The organism is Pseudomonas sp. ef1 (assembly GCF_007293365.2).
Lineage (GTDB): Bacteria > Pseudomonadota > Gammaproteobacteria > Pseudomonadales > Pseudomonadaceae > Aquipseudomonas > Aquipseudomonas siliginis.
The window spans coordinates 3,737,809-3,752,690 of the sequence record NZ_CM129815.1 but is presented as its reverse complement, the minus strand read 5'-3'; the positions used below and the strand labels follow the sequence as shown (position 1 = coordinate 3,752,690).

The 14,882-nt window shown below is 56.2% G+C and carries 13 protein-coding genes and 3 pseudogenes; 4 read left to right on the top strand and 12 right to left on the bottom strand.

All coding sequences use genetic code 11. The features are described 5' to 3' along the window. Window positions 1–15: 15 nt before the first annotated feature. The 3 pseudogenes from FEE99_RS17010 to FEE99_RS17000 all read right to left on the bottom strand — a co-directional run. Window positions 16–656: pseudogene (locus tag FEE99_RS17010) on the bottom strand (alpha/beta hydrolase). Then, window positions 646–1,805 (bottom strand): annotated as a pseudogene (locus tag FEE99_RS17005) (MFS transporter). The pseudogenes FEE99_RS17010 and FEE99_RS17005 overlap by 11 nt, the downstream one beginning before the upstream one ends. Window positions 1,806–2,070: 265 nt before the next feature. Next, a pseudogene (locus tag FEE99_RS17000) lies at window positions 2,071–2,145 on the bottom strand (terminase small subunit); the annotation flags it as partial. Between the two features lie 438 nt (window positions 2,146–2,583). Between FEE99_RS17000 and FEE99_RS16995 the strand changes: the two are divergent. Next, entirely contained in the window at window positions 2,584–3,108 is a 525-nt protein-coding gene (locus FEE99_RS16995; protein WP_041478786.1) for a hypothetical protein, read from the top strand. A 15-nt stretch (window positions 3,109–3,123) separates the two neighbouring features. Here the strand turns inward: FEE99_RS16995 and FEE99_RS16990 are convergent, their stop codons facing one another. From FEE99_RS16990 to pstS, 6 genes are all read right to left on the bottom strand, one after another. Then, window positions 3,124–3,765, bottom strand: a complete 642-nt coding sequence (locus tag FEE99_RS16990) for a hypothetical protein (protein ID WP_041478785.1) — start codon at window positions 3,763–3,765, stop codon at window positions 3,124–3,126. Next, window positions 3,765–4,463, bottom strand: a complete 699-nt coding sequence (locus FEE99_RS16985; RefSeq protein WP_041478784.1) for a hypothetical protein — start codon at window positions 4,461–4,463, stop codon at window positions 3,765–3,767. The genes FEE99_RS16990 and FEE99_RS16985 overlap by 1 nt, the downstream gene beginning before the upstream one ends. A 93-nt stretch (window positions 4,464–4,556) precedes the next feature. Next, on the bottom strand, window positions 4,557–5,318 hold the full coding sequence (gene pstB / locus FEE99_RS16980; RefSeq protein ID WP_016774591.1) for a phosphate ABC transporter ATP-binding protein PstB: 762 nt from the start codon (window positions 5,316–5,318) through the stop codon (window positions 4,557–4,559). A 75-nt stretch (window positions 5,319–5,393) separates the two neighbouring features. Continuing rightward, window positions 5,394–6,305: a phosphate ABC transporter permease PstA gene (gene pstA, locus FEE99_RS16975; RefSeq protein WP_016774590.1), complete on the bottom strand. Its 912-nt coding sequence runs from the start codon at window positions 6,303–6,305 to the stop codon at window positions 5,394–5,396. After that, complete coding sequence (pstC, locus tag FEE99_RS16970) at window positions 6,305–7,270, bottom strand: phosphate ABC transporter permease subunit PstC (protein WP_024012838.1); 966 nt, start codon at window positions 7,268–7,270, stop codon at window positions 6,305–6,307. The genes pstA and pstC overlap by 1 nt, the downstream gene beginning before the upstream one ends. A gap of 74 nt (window positions 7,271–7,344) precedes the next feature. Beyond that, complete coding sequence (gene pstS / locus FEE99_RS16965) at window positions 7,345–8,376, bottom strand: phosphate ABC transporter substrate-binding protein PstS (RefSeq protein WP_041478783.1); 1,032 nt, start codon at window positions 8,374–8,376, stop codon at window positions 7,345–7,347. Between the two features lie 313 nt (window positions 8,377–8,689). On the opposite strand from pstS, the gene FEE99_RS16960 reads away from it, so the two are divergent. Next, window positions 8,690–10,129 carry an ATPase domain-containing protein gene (locus FEE99_RS16960; RefSeq protein WP_041478782.1) on the top strand — a complete coding sequence of 480 codons (1,440 nt, stop codon included), beginning with the start codon at window positions 8,690–8,692 and terminating at the stop codon, window positions 10,127–10,129. Window positions 10,130–10,152: 23 nt separating this feature from the next. Continuing rightward, the gene (locus FEE99_RS16955) at window positions 10,153–10,512 is read left to right on the top strand and encodes a response regulator (protein ID WP_016774585.1); all 360 of its coding nucleotides are present in this window, start codon (window positions 10,153–10,155) and stop codon (window positions 10,510–10,512) included. On the opposite strand, the gene FEE99_RS16950 is transcribed toward FEE99_RS16955, so the two are convergent. After that, window positions 10,507–11,463, bottom strand: a complete 957-nt coding sequence (locus tag FEE99_RS16950; RefSeq protein ID WP_041478781.1) for a fimbrial protein — start codon at window positions 11,461–11,463, stop codon at window positions 10,507–10,509. The two genes, FEE99_RS16955 and FEE99_RS16950, sit on opposite strands and share 6 nt — an antisense overlap. A 329-nt stretch (window positions 11,464–11,792) precedes the next feature. Here FEE99_RS16950 and FEE99_RS16945 point away from each other — a divergent pair, with 329 nt between their 5' ends. Beyond that, the gene (locus tag FEE99_RS16945) at window positions 11,793–12,419 is read left to right on the top strand and encodes a hypothetical protein (RefSeq protein WP_041478780.1); all 627 of its coding nucleotides are present in this window, start codon (window positions 11,793–11,795) and stop codon (window positions 12,417–12,419) included. On the opposite strand, the gene FEE99_RS16940 is transcribed toward FEE99_RS16945, so the two are convergent. Continuing rightward, window positions 12,416–14,044 carry a methyl-accepting chemotaxis protein gene (locus FEE99_RS16940; RefSeq protein WP_041478779.1) on the bottom strand — a complete coding sequence of 543 codons (1,629 nt, stop codon included), beginning with the start codon at window positions 14,042–14,044 and terminating at the stop codon, window positions 12,416–12,418. The genes FEE99_RS16945 and FEE99_RS16940 overlap by 4 nt on opposite strands. A gap of 114 nt (window positions 14,045–14,158) precedes the next feature. After that, a complete protein-coding gene (locus FEE99_RS16935) occupies window positions 14,159–14,620 on the bottom strand; it encodes a hypothetical protein (RefSeq protein ID WP_052392175.1) in 462 nt (153 codons plus the stop codon). Window positions 14,621–14,882: the final 262 nt, after the last annotated feature.

Sequence of the window (14,882 nt, the reverse complement as noted above, 5' to 3'; positions counted from 1 at the left end):
ATACTCACTGGTTGATCAGAATGCGTGGTCCAGGTGCGTCGCCACATGCTGCGCGACTTGCGCCAGGCAACCTCTAAAAAAGTGATTGCTACCTGGAAACACCACCACGGCCCGACGCTCCGGCCTCGCCCAGTCAAATAGGTTTGCCAAGGGGGCCATTTCGTCCTGTTCTCCATGCAGCAGGAGACACTCGGCAGGCAATGCCAGCGGTTCGTACAGCCTTCCACCAGGTACAAGTCCAACCGGCAACCCCAAGAGAGCTACCGCGTGCAGTCTGTTATTGAGCGCACACGCCACTCGTGCATACACATGGGCGCCAAATGAAAATCCGACCAGGGCGATGGCAGCTGTGGGTATAGGCGCTGAAGGTGGTTGACGACGATGATGCTATCTTCGCTTTCACCGATGCCTTCGTCATGCGCACCGGTGGATTTACCTACACCACGAAAGCTCGGGCGGACCACTCGCCATCCCTCTGCATTGAGTTTGCGTGCCAGCGTTAATGGCACCAGATGATGCGGGCTACCGCCCAGCAGCGGTTGGGGATGACTCACGAGTACGATTCCCTTCGGGGGGCAGCTCGGCTCATCGATTATGAGTTCGATCAGACCCGCTGGACCTTCAATCAGATGCTCGCTTCGTTTTTCATCGGCCATCGTGACTTTCCTCTACTTCTGATTTATCCGTCGCGCGAGAACGTTGCAAAAACCTTAATATCAGCCCCACCAGAACCACGTTTATCACGGCCAGACTACACAGCGTGACGAGGACACCCGTCGCTCCGAACTGCTGCATCAAGTAGCCTCCGGCCAAGGGGGTCAACGCCTGGCCGATCAACGAGGGGCGCGACATTTGCCCATGAGCGCCACGTACTGCGATGCTGGCATCAATACCAGCGGCAGCATTCCTCGGACGATCGCACGCAATCCGTTGCCAAGACCGTACAACACTAAACCGACGGCCGTTGCGCCCGGCGCGAAGGCAACCAGTACTACCCCGAGTGCAACCAGCATCGCCGACACCAGCGCCGTCCAGATCGGATGACGCTTGCCTGCAATCATTTGTAGAACACGTGAAGCCACCTGGCTCGGGCCGAGCAGAGACGACAGTGCGATCGCGGCTGTCAATGAGTAGCCAAGCCCCTGGAGCACGGTTACTAATTGCACCGAGATCGCGGTCATAATTATCGCGCCCAACGCGAAGATCCAAATCAACAGCAGGTATAAGCGCTTGTCTACCGGTGGGTTATTTTGCTCGCTGGTGCCCCTGATCCGGCGCAACTTGCCACCGCTTGGCAATACGATCAAATACAAGGGGGTCGAGAGCAAAAGCAGCACTGCGTATCCAACGCATGTCCCTCGCCAGCCCACGTGCTCGATGGCCGATGCAACTAGCGGCCAGGTCAGGGTAGTGGCGAACCCGGAGATCAGCGTGATACCGGTGATCGCCCTGGCAGCTCGCTCCGCATACAGCGCCCCGAGGGTGGAAAACAGCGCTTCGTAAAGCCCCGCGGCCATGCCGATACCAATAACGGCCCAAGCCAGCAGGAACACCGGCAAGGTATGACAGGCAGCGGCGATCAACAGTCCTAGCGCGACTAACAGGCCACTGCAGGCTAACTGCAAACGGCCACCGAAACGCGCCACCAGGCGACTGGAGAGAGGCGCTAACAGCGCTGAGATCATAAGGCTCAATGACAATGCGCCATACACCCACTGGCTGCCCCAGCCAGTGTCGCGAATAATCGGCTCCCCCATAACAGCGAGCAGAAAGAACGACCCCCCCCAAACCAGAATCTGCAGCATGCCCAGGCAAAAAACGCCGCGGCTCCCGGGAAGACGAACTTCAGCGTCCACGATAAACCTTCATTAAATCATTCGGATCGAATCGCAAGCAGGGCCGACGACGGGATGCAGCACGGATGGGTGTTCATGACGGGAGGCTATCTTAAAGTGCTTGCTCGGCAGGTGCTAAACAATATGGGCATATCAGGTATCCGTTGCTCGATCGCTGCCTATCCAACTTCGGACAGTGCTCCAAGCCGGTTTCGGTCGCAATGCCCTGGCTGCCTCGACCATTTTCCTTAAGCCAAGTGATGTAGCTCGGTGATCGACCGATGTGCGCGGCGAAGGCGCTTTTGGACATGTATGTGATTCCGGTCAAGAGCCCTCCTTTTCAGCGGCTTTTCAATGAATCCTTTCAAGATTTCAATGATTGAAATTTAAGTAAGCTGGCGGGCCTCCCACTAACGCGATCCCGCGGCTTTCCGACCCCGTACTATTTCGAAAGTCTCAGGGTCCCCCGCCGGTTTTCTATCAATACTCAGACAAGCTCCAATGATGCAGCTCTCATCTACCATGTGACTCGAGCCGAATGAATTCTTTTCAGTGGAAACCAACCATGAGCAAAACCAGAGACATCATTCAAGAAATCGGGAATTCCGTCAGAGAAGGCCATCTGGCTGCGCGATGATGGAGCTTCCGGACTCTTGAGCAAGCCTTTCAAAATCACAAGGATCTAGATGGAGAGCTTGTCAGGTACTTCCCCGTCGCTTTGATAGCTTGCGTGGAAGGCTATTTTCGGATGGTTATCAAAGATCTGATTGATTCAGGCGAACCATATCTAACCAATGCCGAAAAGCCGGCCTCATTGATCAGGCTAGACTTCTCAGTCCTGAGAGCGGTCCATGGAAAAGCAATCACCGTAGGCGAGCTAGTCGCTCATGGCGTTCAGATAAGTCGACTTGAACACATCAATGTCACACTCTCTTCCATTCCTGACACCAGTTTCTTGAAGGGGCTTGAGACCGTTGTTGATCGCTGGGCGCACGAAATCAAAGGCGAAGCAGTTGCACCAATCTTAGAAAATCCAAACGATGTTTTTGCAGACGTTGCCAGGACGTTCGAGCTGAGACATATCATTTGCCATGAAATCGCCTCAGCCTATGAAATCAAGCTCGAAGAAGTGGCGCGTTGCTTTGAAAGCTGCGTGGCCTTCTTAAGAGCTTCTGATGAGTTCATCTCAGAAACGCTTTATCCGGGAGCCCCACTAACTCAAACAGATATGAATATTGCCGCTGGTGAAACTGAGGCGCTGCTGTCCAGATAGCCAATGCGTACCCGCTCAGCCAAGCGACTCAAAGACAGCCTCCGCACGCTGTTGCACCGGCGCCTGAGGTCTGAGCATTTGCTGCCAGGCGAGCTGCGCCTGGACCTTGGCCACCGAATCCAGCACTTTCTGCGCCCAGCGATCATCCTCGGGATGCACCACGACCACCCGGAAGCCATGATCCTTGCCTTCAATCTGCACACCCTCCGAATCATCGACATGCAAGTCGATGTCGAACGCTGGCGGATACTTGGAAGGCGCGTTCGACATCCCGTGCGCCGTCAGCGCACGGTTGTGCAGCACGCTGTTGACCACGCCGTCGACGCGGATACCGTACAGCGCCAACCAGCGCCTGATATAGGACGGCGTGCGCCCGGATGAGGTGTAGACCCAGACACTGCAATCCTGGCGACGCAGTTCTCGGATCAGCGATCGTGTGCCCATCCGCAACGGCTCACCCAACCAACGATGGATACAGGCCGGTAGTCGACTCTTCTCGACTGCGCAGTGATGAAGCTGGCAGGCGAGCGTGTCATCTATATCGAACGAAATCCGTATGCGCTGACGTTCGAACAACTGCGGCAAAGCGCAGCGGATAGCCTGCCTTGCCCAGCTGCCGAAGGTTTTCAATCTGGCAAATGCTGGTGCCCAGTTCATCAATGGCCACCTTGAGAGAGAGGCAAAGGCTTGCCTTTGAGAAAGAACTTCATTGGATCGGGCGCCTGTTCTTCTAAGAATGCTGCATATTTTTTCTTGATCTTGGGCAATTCGTACAACGCCTTGACGCCATGCTTGGCGGAGTTGCGGATGACCGAGGACGGGTTGAAATAGCCCTCGGCATTTTCCAGGGTCAACACGAATGGAGGCAGCCCTGCCCGCATGAGCAAGTAGCTGACAATCAGCGAGCCACTGCGGTTGTTGCCTTCGATAAACAGCTGCGGCTTGCTCAGAATGCGCACATAGACACCCGCTGCACGTTTCCAGACTGACTCACTGCGATACGCGCAATACCAGTTGTACAAGTCCTTGATGCCGCCCTCGACGTTGTTGAAGAAGTGCGCCTCAGTGGCTGCCAGATGCTGGGCGTATTCCAGCCGGCGCGCCGGATCCCGGCCACAAAGCACCGTGGCATTGATCTCCAGCATCAGGTTCAGTTGCTGCAGATCGAACAGGTCGACGCCGCGGGCAACATATTCGTCAACCAACGCATAGCCTTCAAGCACATTGTGCAGAACTTCGTCAGTGAACGGGTCCCGAGGCTCGGTGAAGTGGCGGCTGAGTTCGGCGAAACGGGTCTGCACTTCCCGCAGTGCGCGTTCAATCGCAGGCAAATCAAGGCGATGCGTGGCAGGCATTGGAGCTCCTTGGAAACGCTTGGTAAATGTCCACCGATGCCCGCCAAATCCATTTGGCTTGTGCAGGTAGGCGGCCGTGACCGGTGGCAAGGCTCAGCTGAACTTGCCGCTTATGTAATCGCCGGTCATCTGTTCACGCGGGTTGTCGAAGATCTGCGCCGTCGGCCCCATCTCGACCAGATAACCGGTGCGCGTGCCCTGGGAAATATCCACCGAGAAAAACGCTGTGGTGTCAGCAACACGGATGGCTTGCTGCATGTTGTGGGTCACCAGTGCGATGGTGTAGTCCTTCTTCAACTCGACCATCAATTCTTCGACGCGCCTAGTGGCGATCGGGTCCAGTGCCGAACAAGGCTCATCCAGCAGCAGGACTTCCGGCTCGGTGGCGATTGCCCGGGCGATACACAGGCGTTGTTGCTGGCCACCGGAGAGCGACAGGCCGCTGACCTTGAGCTTGTCCTTGACCTCATCCCATAACGCGGCGCCTTGCAGCGCATGCTTGACGCGGTCACCGATATCGCCCTTGTAGCGATTGAGGCGAAGACCAAACGCGACGTTGTCGAAGATGCTCATCGAGAACGGGTTAGGCTGTTGAAACACCATGCCGATGTAGCGACGTACGACCACCGGATCGACGCCCTTGCCGTAGACGTCCTGGCCGAGGAAATGCACATGGCCCTCGAAACGAAAACCCTTCACCAGATCGTTCATCCGGTTGAGACTGCGCAGCACGGTGCTTTTGCCGCAGCCTGAGGGACCGATGAATCCGGTGATCTTGTTTTTCTCGATGGGCACGTGGCTGTCACGTACTGCCATGAAGTTGCCGTAGAAAATCTTGTCCAGTTTGCAGTCCATGACTACAGGCGCCTGGGTGACAAACGGAGCGGCTATTTGCGCAGTGGATACGTTCAAAATCAGATGCTCCCGTTCTTAATACTTGGGCTTGCCGAAAATCCGGCTGATGATGTTCACGAACAGCACGATCATCACCAGCACCAACGAGGCCGCCCATGCGAGCTCGAGCTGGTTATCGAAAGGCATGCCGGAGAAGTTGTAGATCAGCACCGCCAGCGAGGCAGTCGGATTCATGACATCGAGATTGCCCTGGTGGTAGATCCAGTAGTTGCTGAAGAGCGCGGTAAATAACAGCGGTGCCGTCTCGCCTGCGGCACGCGCCACGGCGAGCATCACGCCAGTCAGGATCGCCGGCATGCCGGTCGGCAAGATGATTTTCCAGATGACCTGCGAGCGGGTGCAGCCCATGCCATAAGCAGCATCTTTCATGATCTTGGGCACCATGCGCATCGATTCTTCTGCGGTGAGCACCACGATAGGCAGCATCAGGACGGCGAGCGCCACGCCACCTGCCGGTGCCGAATACGTGCCGGTGGTCATTACTACCAAAGCGTAGGCAAACACCCCCGCCAGGATCGACGGCAGGCCCGTGAGCATCTTGGCGGCAAAACGTGCGGCGTTCCCCAGCTTGCTGTCCGGCCCCAGTTCAGCCAGAAAAATGGCCGCCATGATCCCGACCGGCACCGCGATCGCTGCCGCGATACCGACCATCACAAAGGTACCCGCCATCGCGTTGCCGAAACCGCCGCCCATCTCGAAGCCGGTCGGCGGCAGTTCGGTGAAGACTTCCAGGTTCAGACGCGCGCCACCACGGGTGATCAGCATGTAGAGCACGGAAATCAGCGGCACGCTGGCGAGCAAAGCACCTGCCCAGACCAGGGTGGTCAGGATCAGGCTGCGCAGCGCACGGCCTTCAAATCTGCGTTGCAAGCTGGGCATTGCACCGGTTGGCGCCGTCAGGTCTGTTGCTGCGGTCAGATCAGTCATCACTTGTTACCCCGTTGGGCGTACATCATGATCATCGAGCCGAAAATGTTCACGATCAGCGTAATCAACATCAGCACGAGCGCGGCATACATCAACACCTCGATCTCGTTCGGCCCGGCTTCGGGGAAGTTCAGCGCCAGCAGAGCGGCAAGCGTGTTGGCCGGTGCAAACAGCGAGAGGGAAATGTTGTTGGCATTGCCGACCAGCATGGCCAGCGCCATCGTTTCACCCAGCGCGCGTCCCAGGCCCAGCACCAGAGAGCCGAAAATGCCGGTGGCGGCCGAAGGCACCATCACTTTGAGAATCGCTTCCCAATGGGTAGTGCCCATGCCGTACGCGGCCTGTTTGGTTTTCATCGGCACAGCCGTAAGCGCGTCCTGCGACACGGCGGCAATGGTCGGCAGAATCATGATGGCGAGCACCAGAGCCGCGGGCAGCAGGCCCGGACCGCTCAGGGACGTGCCGAAAAAAGGTATCCAGCCCAGTTCGCTGTTCAACCAGGTCGTCAGCGGCCGAATCGCCGGGATCACCACATAGATCCCCCACAGGCCATAGACCACGCTGGGAATGGCTGCGAGCAGTTCGACGATGGTGCGAAACAGCGCAGCGAGCTTGGTCGGCAGGAAATCCTGGGTCAGGAAAATCGCCATGCTCACGCCAAAGACACCGGCGATCAGCAACGCGATGAAGGCGCTGTAAAGCGTGCCCCAGATGGCCGGCAGGATGCCGTATTTGCCCTGGTTGACGTCCCACACACTGCCCAGAAGCACATCAAAGCCGTGCTTCTCCATACCGGGAAGTGCCTTGCGTCCGACTTCGAACACCAGTGCAAATACCAGCGCCAGAATCAGTACCACACCGATGCGTGCGAGCGCGCGGAAGGTGCGATCAACCAGAAAATCCTTCGTCGAGGGTGGCTGGCAGGCAGAGTCGGGATTAACCGGTACGACAAAAGGTTTGTTCATGGGCTAAGTCCGGAACAAGGGGAAAACTCTCCCGGCGTGGCGCAGACGCGCGCGCCGAGAGAGACCTCACGGCGTTACTGAATGTTGGCGGACGCTTTGCGAACCTGTTCGACGACCGATTGCGGCAACGGGATGTAACCCATCGAATCGGCAATCTTCTGCCCCTCGGTCAGGCTGTATTCGACCATTTCACGCATGGCTTTGGCCTTGGCCGGGTTGCCATTGTCCTTGCGGAAAATCATCCAGGTATAAGAGGTGATCGGATAGGACTTGGCACCGTCCGGATCAGGCAGCCAGGCCACCAGGTTTTCCGGCATCCTCACCGCCGCCAGGGCCTCGGCACCGCTTTCGGCGTTTGGCACGACGTAATTGCCTGCCTTGTTCTGCAACTGGGCAAAGTCGACCTTGGCCAGCTTGGCGAAGCCATATTCGATGTAACCAATCGCACCTGGGGTCTGGCGCACGGTAGCGGTTACGCCATCGTTTTTCGGCGATTTGATGAACTTGTCACTGGCCGGCCAGTTGACGGTGTTGCCCTCACCCAACGCCTGCTTGAACTCGGCGTTGACGGTTGCCAGGTGCTTGGTGAATACCGCGGTCGTACCGCTGGAATCTGCACGCACGACAACCGTGATCGGCGTATCGGACAGTTTCAGGTCCGGGTTGGCTGCGACGATCTGCGGATCGTTCCAGCGCGTGATCTTGCCCAGGAAAATGTTGGAATAGACGTCGCGTGGCAGCTTCAGGCCCTTGGGATTGCCCGGCAGGTTATAGGCCAGCACGATTTCCCCGGCGGTCATTGGCAGCAACTGCACGCCTTCGGCGACCTTGGCGATATCTTCGTCTTTCATTGCCGAGTCACTGGCAGCGAAATCCACGGTTTTGTTCAAGAAGTCCTGTACGCCCGCGCCACTGCCCTTGGATTGGTAATCGACAGTGACACCATCGGATTTCTTGCTGAAATCCTTGAACCAGGTCAGATAGATCGGCGCCGGGAAACTTGCTCCGGACCCCGTCAGGCGAACATTTTCTGCTGCAAAGGAGGCCGAGGTGGCACAAAGAGATACCGCAATGGCGAGCGCAGCAGACTTCATCAAACTTTTCATTAAATGACACCTAGTGATTACGGGCTCCCGAACTCTGCAGCAGCTTTGTGACGATTTCATGAAAGCAAAGTGGCAAGCGTTACCCTCACGGTCCGCAGCAGCGCCTATGGATGTAATCGGCTTCCGGGTTTCGAAAGATCGAATCTTCCTGTGCCGGACTTGTCACTACCCCCTGATCCCGAGCAGTCACGTGCCAGGTTCACATTGCAAAAACGCTACTTTTCCCCAGCCTTTATGGCCCTCAACCGGAAATGGCGTTAGCATTTCACTCATTCGGCTGAACAAGCCTGTTTATTCAGATCAGGGTCGCATTGTGGAAAAGCTAAAACGCCTTCAAAGCGGGATCGAAGGGCTCGACGCGCTGCTTCAGGGGGGCTTTGTCGCCGGTGCCTCGTACATCATTCAAGGGCGTCCGGGCTCCGGCAAGACCATCCTTGCCAACCAGCTAGGGTTTCACCATGCCCGTAATGGCGGTCGTGTGCTGGTCGCCACGTTGCTGGCCGAGTCCCACGACCGTCTGTTCCAGTTTCTGTCGACCATGAGTTTCTTCGACGCCTCGCGAGTCGGCGCGGAAATTCAGTTTGTCAGCGCATTCGATACGCTGGAAAACGAAGGCCTCGATGAAGTCGTGAAGCTGCTGCGACGCGAAATCACCCGGCAGAAGGCGACCGTCATGGTCGTTGACGGCCTGCTCAATGCACGTTCCAAAGCCGACTCGCCGATCGACACGAAAAAATTCATCTCCGAACTGCAAGGCCATGCGGCGTTCGCCGGTTGCACCGTGCTGTTTCTCACCAGCTCGCGCCTGGACGACGGCAGCCCCGAGCACACGATGGTCGACGGCGTCATCGAAATGGGCGAAGAGCTGTTCGGTACTCGTTCGGTACGCCGCATTCATTTGCGCAAGACTCGCGGCAGCGGCGCGTTGACCGGTCTTCACGAATGTGAAATCACCGATAACGGCCTGGTCGTCTATCCGCGCCTCGAAAGTCTCTACAAGCGCCCTTCCGCCCCTGACAGCGCGGACATGACGCGCATCCCAAGCGGCATTGCTTCACTGGATGACATCCTCGGTGGTGGCTTGCACAGCTCCAGCGTGACGCTGGTCATGGGGCCTTCCGGGATCGGCAAGACCACGCTGGGTCTGAAGTTCATCGCACAGTCGACGGCCGAAGCGCCGGGCCTGCACTTCGGCTTCTATGAAAGCCCGCAGCGGCTGCGGCTCAAAGGCCGTTCGCTGGGCATTGATATCGAACACATGGAACACAGCGGTGCGCTGAGCATTGCCTGGCAGCCAACTACCGAAGGCTTGCTGGACGGCCTCGGCGCACGCCTGCTGAGCCTGGTCGATGAAAAAGGCATCAAGCGCCTGTTCATCGATAGCCTCAGCGGCATGACTCGGGTTTCAACCACACCGGAACGCATCACCGACTTTTTCAGCGCGCTGATGAATGAGCTGCGATCCAGAGGCGTTACGGTGTTCGCCTCATGGGAAATGCGCGATTTGTTCGGCTCCGAGGTCAGCGCACCGAACTCCGACCTGTCCAGTATTGTCGACAACCTGATGCTCATGCGTTTCTTTGAGAATCACGCTGAACTTCACAGGACGCTTTCCATTCTCAAGATACGTGATAGCTCCTACAACCCGTCGCGGTTCGAGGTGGTTATCCGTGATCAAGATGTGTTCCTGGAAAAGGCTTTGAAAAATGAACCTTCAGTCACAGCTGAGTCATTGCCTGGTTCAATTTCGTAAGTCTGCAAGCGGGTTGAAATAACATGACCACCATCCTGGTAGTCGACGACGAGTATCTGATTGCTGACATTCTTGGCTTTGCGCTTGAGGATGAGGGCTTCATGACTGTGACCGCGAGCAATGGCAAGAAAGCGCTCGAGGTGCTGGAAAGAGAACGTCCGGCGCTGGTTATTACCGACTTCATGATGCCGGTCATGGACGGCCTCGAATTCGCCGAAGCCGTGCGTGCCCAGCCGTCCGTCAAACACTTGCCGATCATTCTCATGAGTGGCGCGCAAGCGCACATCGGCATGCAGCGTTCGGATCTGTTTGATGTGGTGGTGCCCAAGCCGTTTGATATTGCGGTGATTGTGGCTGAGGTAAAGAGGCTGTTGGGCTCATAGATACTCGACGACAAAGGCAATTTCGGCATTGGCATCGCCCGCTCGCATTTGCGCATTGGAAGGCTCGATGCGCACGAAGCGGGCTTGCAAGGAAACGGACGCATTACCACCGCTCGATGTTGGCGCTTTCATTATGTAATTCTGGTTCAGCTTGAGTATCGTCCTGTCACTGAAGCGCATTTGCAATGCCAGCCCTTTGGCAGTGGAATTACTGTTGAGGTGTACCACGCCGGTATCAGCGCTCCATGCAGGGCTGCCCGCAGTGGGCGAAAAGGAGTACCTGAAGTTATTGATTCCGGGAGGACAGTTTTTCATATCAAGAAAGAAGTATTTCTCCTTGGCATAGTCACCGTTCTGCAAAAAATCGCTCATGGTGTAGCTGCCCATATCCACTTTCACATCAGGTGTTTCACAAGACTGCGAGACGATCCGCGTGCCATTTGTATTCATTGCCAGAGGCTCGATTTCTGCAGCGACGAAGGTCCCAAGTTGGCCTGAGGTTATCGTCGCACTGCCGGAAATAGTGCCCGTCTTTACAAAACGCAAGATGTGCTCAGAACCATTCCAACCCCAACCGCCAGCAGTGTCGGTAGTTCCTGGAAAGCCTTTCCACGCTTTCCCCGATGGCGGTCGGACCCATTGCCAGCCGATTCCGGTATTTCCGATAGGAAAAATCTCCGCGCCCGGCTGAGTAACGCCGACAGTATTGCGTACACCTTCGTTGTGTACCGCAGAGCACCTGAATGAGCTGGGTATGGCGCCCAGGGTCACGATCGGGCTTTCATAGATAACCGTGCCGTTGGGCGTGTCACGAGGCACCGAGATCGTGGCTGGAAGAACCACCCTGACACTGCCCTTGGAATGGTCGGGATAAAATTCGCAAATTGCAGCCATTGCGTTAAATGGCAGTAAATACAAAAAACCGACAATTAAAACATGGGAAAACTTCATAGCAATCTCTCTGGACTCGCCGTGTTTGCAAACAATTGAATGGCGGACGATTGCGTAAACTATCAGCAGTAACGCCACCAAAGCGGCAGCAGACGATAATGAAAAAAAGGAGCTTGAGCAAAAAGTTTATTTATTCGCAAACAAGACAATTCTCATGGACCCACAAGAAACTTTAGATAGTCGGTTTAAGCAATAAACCTTCTGCGAATTCTTTAACAAATGTTAGCCGTTATCGACATACGCAAATAGAGCACAATTTAAGACTCGTCTTAAAGGCCCAGCGAATCGAGGTTATTACACTGTCTACTCTTGATAGGAGAAACGATTCCGTGAGAGCCCTCGATACCCTCAATAGCTCAAAACCCCAGAGCAACGCCGCCATCTACTGCCTGACCATTCTTGCGCTGGCACTGATCGCCATGACTTTGGTCGCCGGCTACCAACTCAATGAACTGTTTCCACTGAAGGCTGTGGTGCAACAACAGGAGGTCCAACTCACCCAACGCGCCGATGCAATCCAGTCGATGAGCGCAGAACTGAAGCGCCTGGCGGAACAGAAACAGGTTTTGGAAACCGACCTGCTTAGCGCAAAGGAACAGGCGAAGGCCGCTGAGCACGCAAAAACCGAACTCGAAAACAATCGACAGGCAGCCCTGACCAGCGCGGCGTTAGAGGATGAAGATTCATTGTGCGCGATCATCGAGCAAAACATCCGACTTGTTGCGGACCAACTCAATCGCGACGATTTCTTCCGCCTGCGTGATGAGCGCGAAGCTGAAGCCGAAGCGGTACTTGAAAGCTATGAAAAACAACTCGCCAGCTGCATTGAGCAGTTGACAGCACAAACCGCATCGCCAGCACAAACTGACTCTGCACCCCATGCGCAGGACTTTGCTGCGCCGATCGAGCGCCGATCAAAAAGCCCTGGTAGCCAGGGCTTTACGTTTACTGATTAAAGTTTGAATTCCTTGGTCAATTTGTTCAGCGACGCCGCCAATTGCGACAGCTCCGCCGATGCGACTGCCGTCTGTTTCGACCCCTCTGCGGTTTCACATGACAGGTCACGAATGCTGATCAGGCTGCGGTCGACTTCCCGCGCAACCTGAGCCTGCTCCTCGGCAGCGGTTGCCATCAGCAGGTTTCGCTCGTTGATGAGATTCAGCGAGCCAGTGATGTCGGTCAGCACTTCGCCGGCGATATTGGCCATTTCGAGCGTTCTCTCGGCCTGAGCGCGGGTGTGGCTCATGGAGGAAACTGCGCGGCTGGTGCCCGACTGAATGGAGCTGACCATGGACTCGATGTCCTCGGTCGACTTCTGAGTACGCTGCGCCAGCCCTCTCACCTCATCGGCAACCACGGCAAAACCGCGACCCGCCTCCCCCGCCCGCGCTGCTTCGATCGCTGCGTTCAAGGCAAGCAGATTGGTTTGTTCGGCAACCTCTCGGATAACGTCCAGCACGCTGCTGATATCGCTCGCCATGGTCGATAGCGCCTGCACCTCAGCCGAGGTGCTGTGCACGCTGGACACCATCAGGTTGATTGCGGCTACCGTGTCGCTGACCTGGCTTCGACCGGCAATGGCTGCCGCACTTGATTCCGACGTCAGCTGCGAGGTCGATGCGGCGTTGTCTGCAACCTGCTCCACCGCTGCACTCATTTCAGTGACGGCGGTGGCGGCCATTTCGATTTCATGGCTCTGACGTTGAGTGATACGCGAGATATCTTCAGTGACGCCATGCATGACCTCCGAGGTCTCGGCCAACTGCGTGGACGAATCACGGATCATGATCAAGGCATCTCGCAGACTGGTTTGCATCGCCGCCAATGACGACAGCATTTGCGCCGCCTCATCGGAGCCATCCAGCGCAATGGTTTCGCTCAGATCATTGGCGGCGATGCATTCCGCTACCCTCAGCGAGCCTGCAATCGGCACGGTCAGACTGCGGGTATACAACACGGCAAGGGCCAACGAAGCACCGATCGCGATGAGAATGAACACACTGACGATCAACAGCGTGTGCTCATAGACATTGTCGGCCTGCTTGCCCGCCTCATAAGCTTCTATTTCGTTGAGTGCAATCAGCTTCTTGAGCGCGACTTGTACGCCATCCGAGGCAGCACGCATCTGATTCTTTGACAACGCAATGGCCGCTTCAAGCTGCCCGTTCGCCACGGTTTGAAGGTATTGCTCCTGAGCCAGATCGTTGACCTTCTGTGCTTTGGCAAACTTCTCGAACGCCTCGCGCCCAGCGTCAGTGGCCAGCAGATCAATGAGCGCTTGCTGATGTTTTTTGATCAGCTGACGGGACTGCTGAATGTCCATCAGCGCCTGCGCCTTGCGCTCAGGGGTTTCGATCGGATTGCGCAAGCGAGCGTTGTTGCCCTTGATTTCGACGAACTCTCGATCGAGTTGGCCGAGCAGCTTGATACTCGGCACGATCGTCGTCTCGACGTACGTTTCTGCCTTGTTGAGCAAGTCGACTTGCTGCAGAGCGATCAATCCGATCGCGATAATCATGAGACAGAACAAGCCGAAACACAGCGCCGAACGCGGCGCGAGATTGAGTTTACGAAGCAGCATGATGCCTTACCTTAGAGTGTGTTCAAGACAATGGGGTAAACGAGTGGGCAGCAGAGCGGCGCTGCGGTATAGCGCCTCGGCGCATACCTGGATCAACGCGGGAAGGTGCGGTAGCTAGCGGTTGGCGCACGGAGAGAGCGTGGATTTGGTCGAGGCCGGCTCCGCAATTTCCTTGAGCGCCGGGTCGGCCAGCATCAGAAAATCTGCCAGTCGCGGCAGATTGATTTTCGAGACCAGGCGCATCCAGCGTTGCGGATGCGGGTTGAAGAAGGTCTTCGACCACTGGTGATCATCGTTGGGATTGAAAATCAGCAGATGACGAATCAGCGGGTTTTCCCCGAAAAAGTCGAGCGGATCCATCGCCATCTCGCTGAGCAGCTCAGCATTGACGACGACCAGGCTCAACCGTTGGGGGCAGTAATACGTCAGTATTCTCAGGTCGCGATAAGTACACACGTTCAATACGCTGAGACAGCCCAGCTTGTTGAACTGCTGTTCGATCGACTGGCCTCTTCGCACGTCGCTGTCGGCGATCAGGATCCGCAAGGATCGACTTCGGTTATTTTCAAGAAACATCGGACACCTTTGGCAGCTCCATTCTTCCTTTCAAGAAAATAACCAAGGGCCGATCTGTCTGATATGAGACTTGTCTCAAAAATGAACGCAGGGATAGATGATAAAAAGCCACACCTTGACGACAGCCCACGCGATCGGCGCATGGTCTGGCTCAGAGAGTGTTGAAGGAGGGATTTTGCAACGCAGGGGAGTGGCGACAAGCCAGAAGCGCGGGACGGTTCTGTGCGAACCAGACAATTCTCATTATTAACGCCCCTCTTTG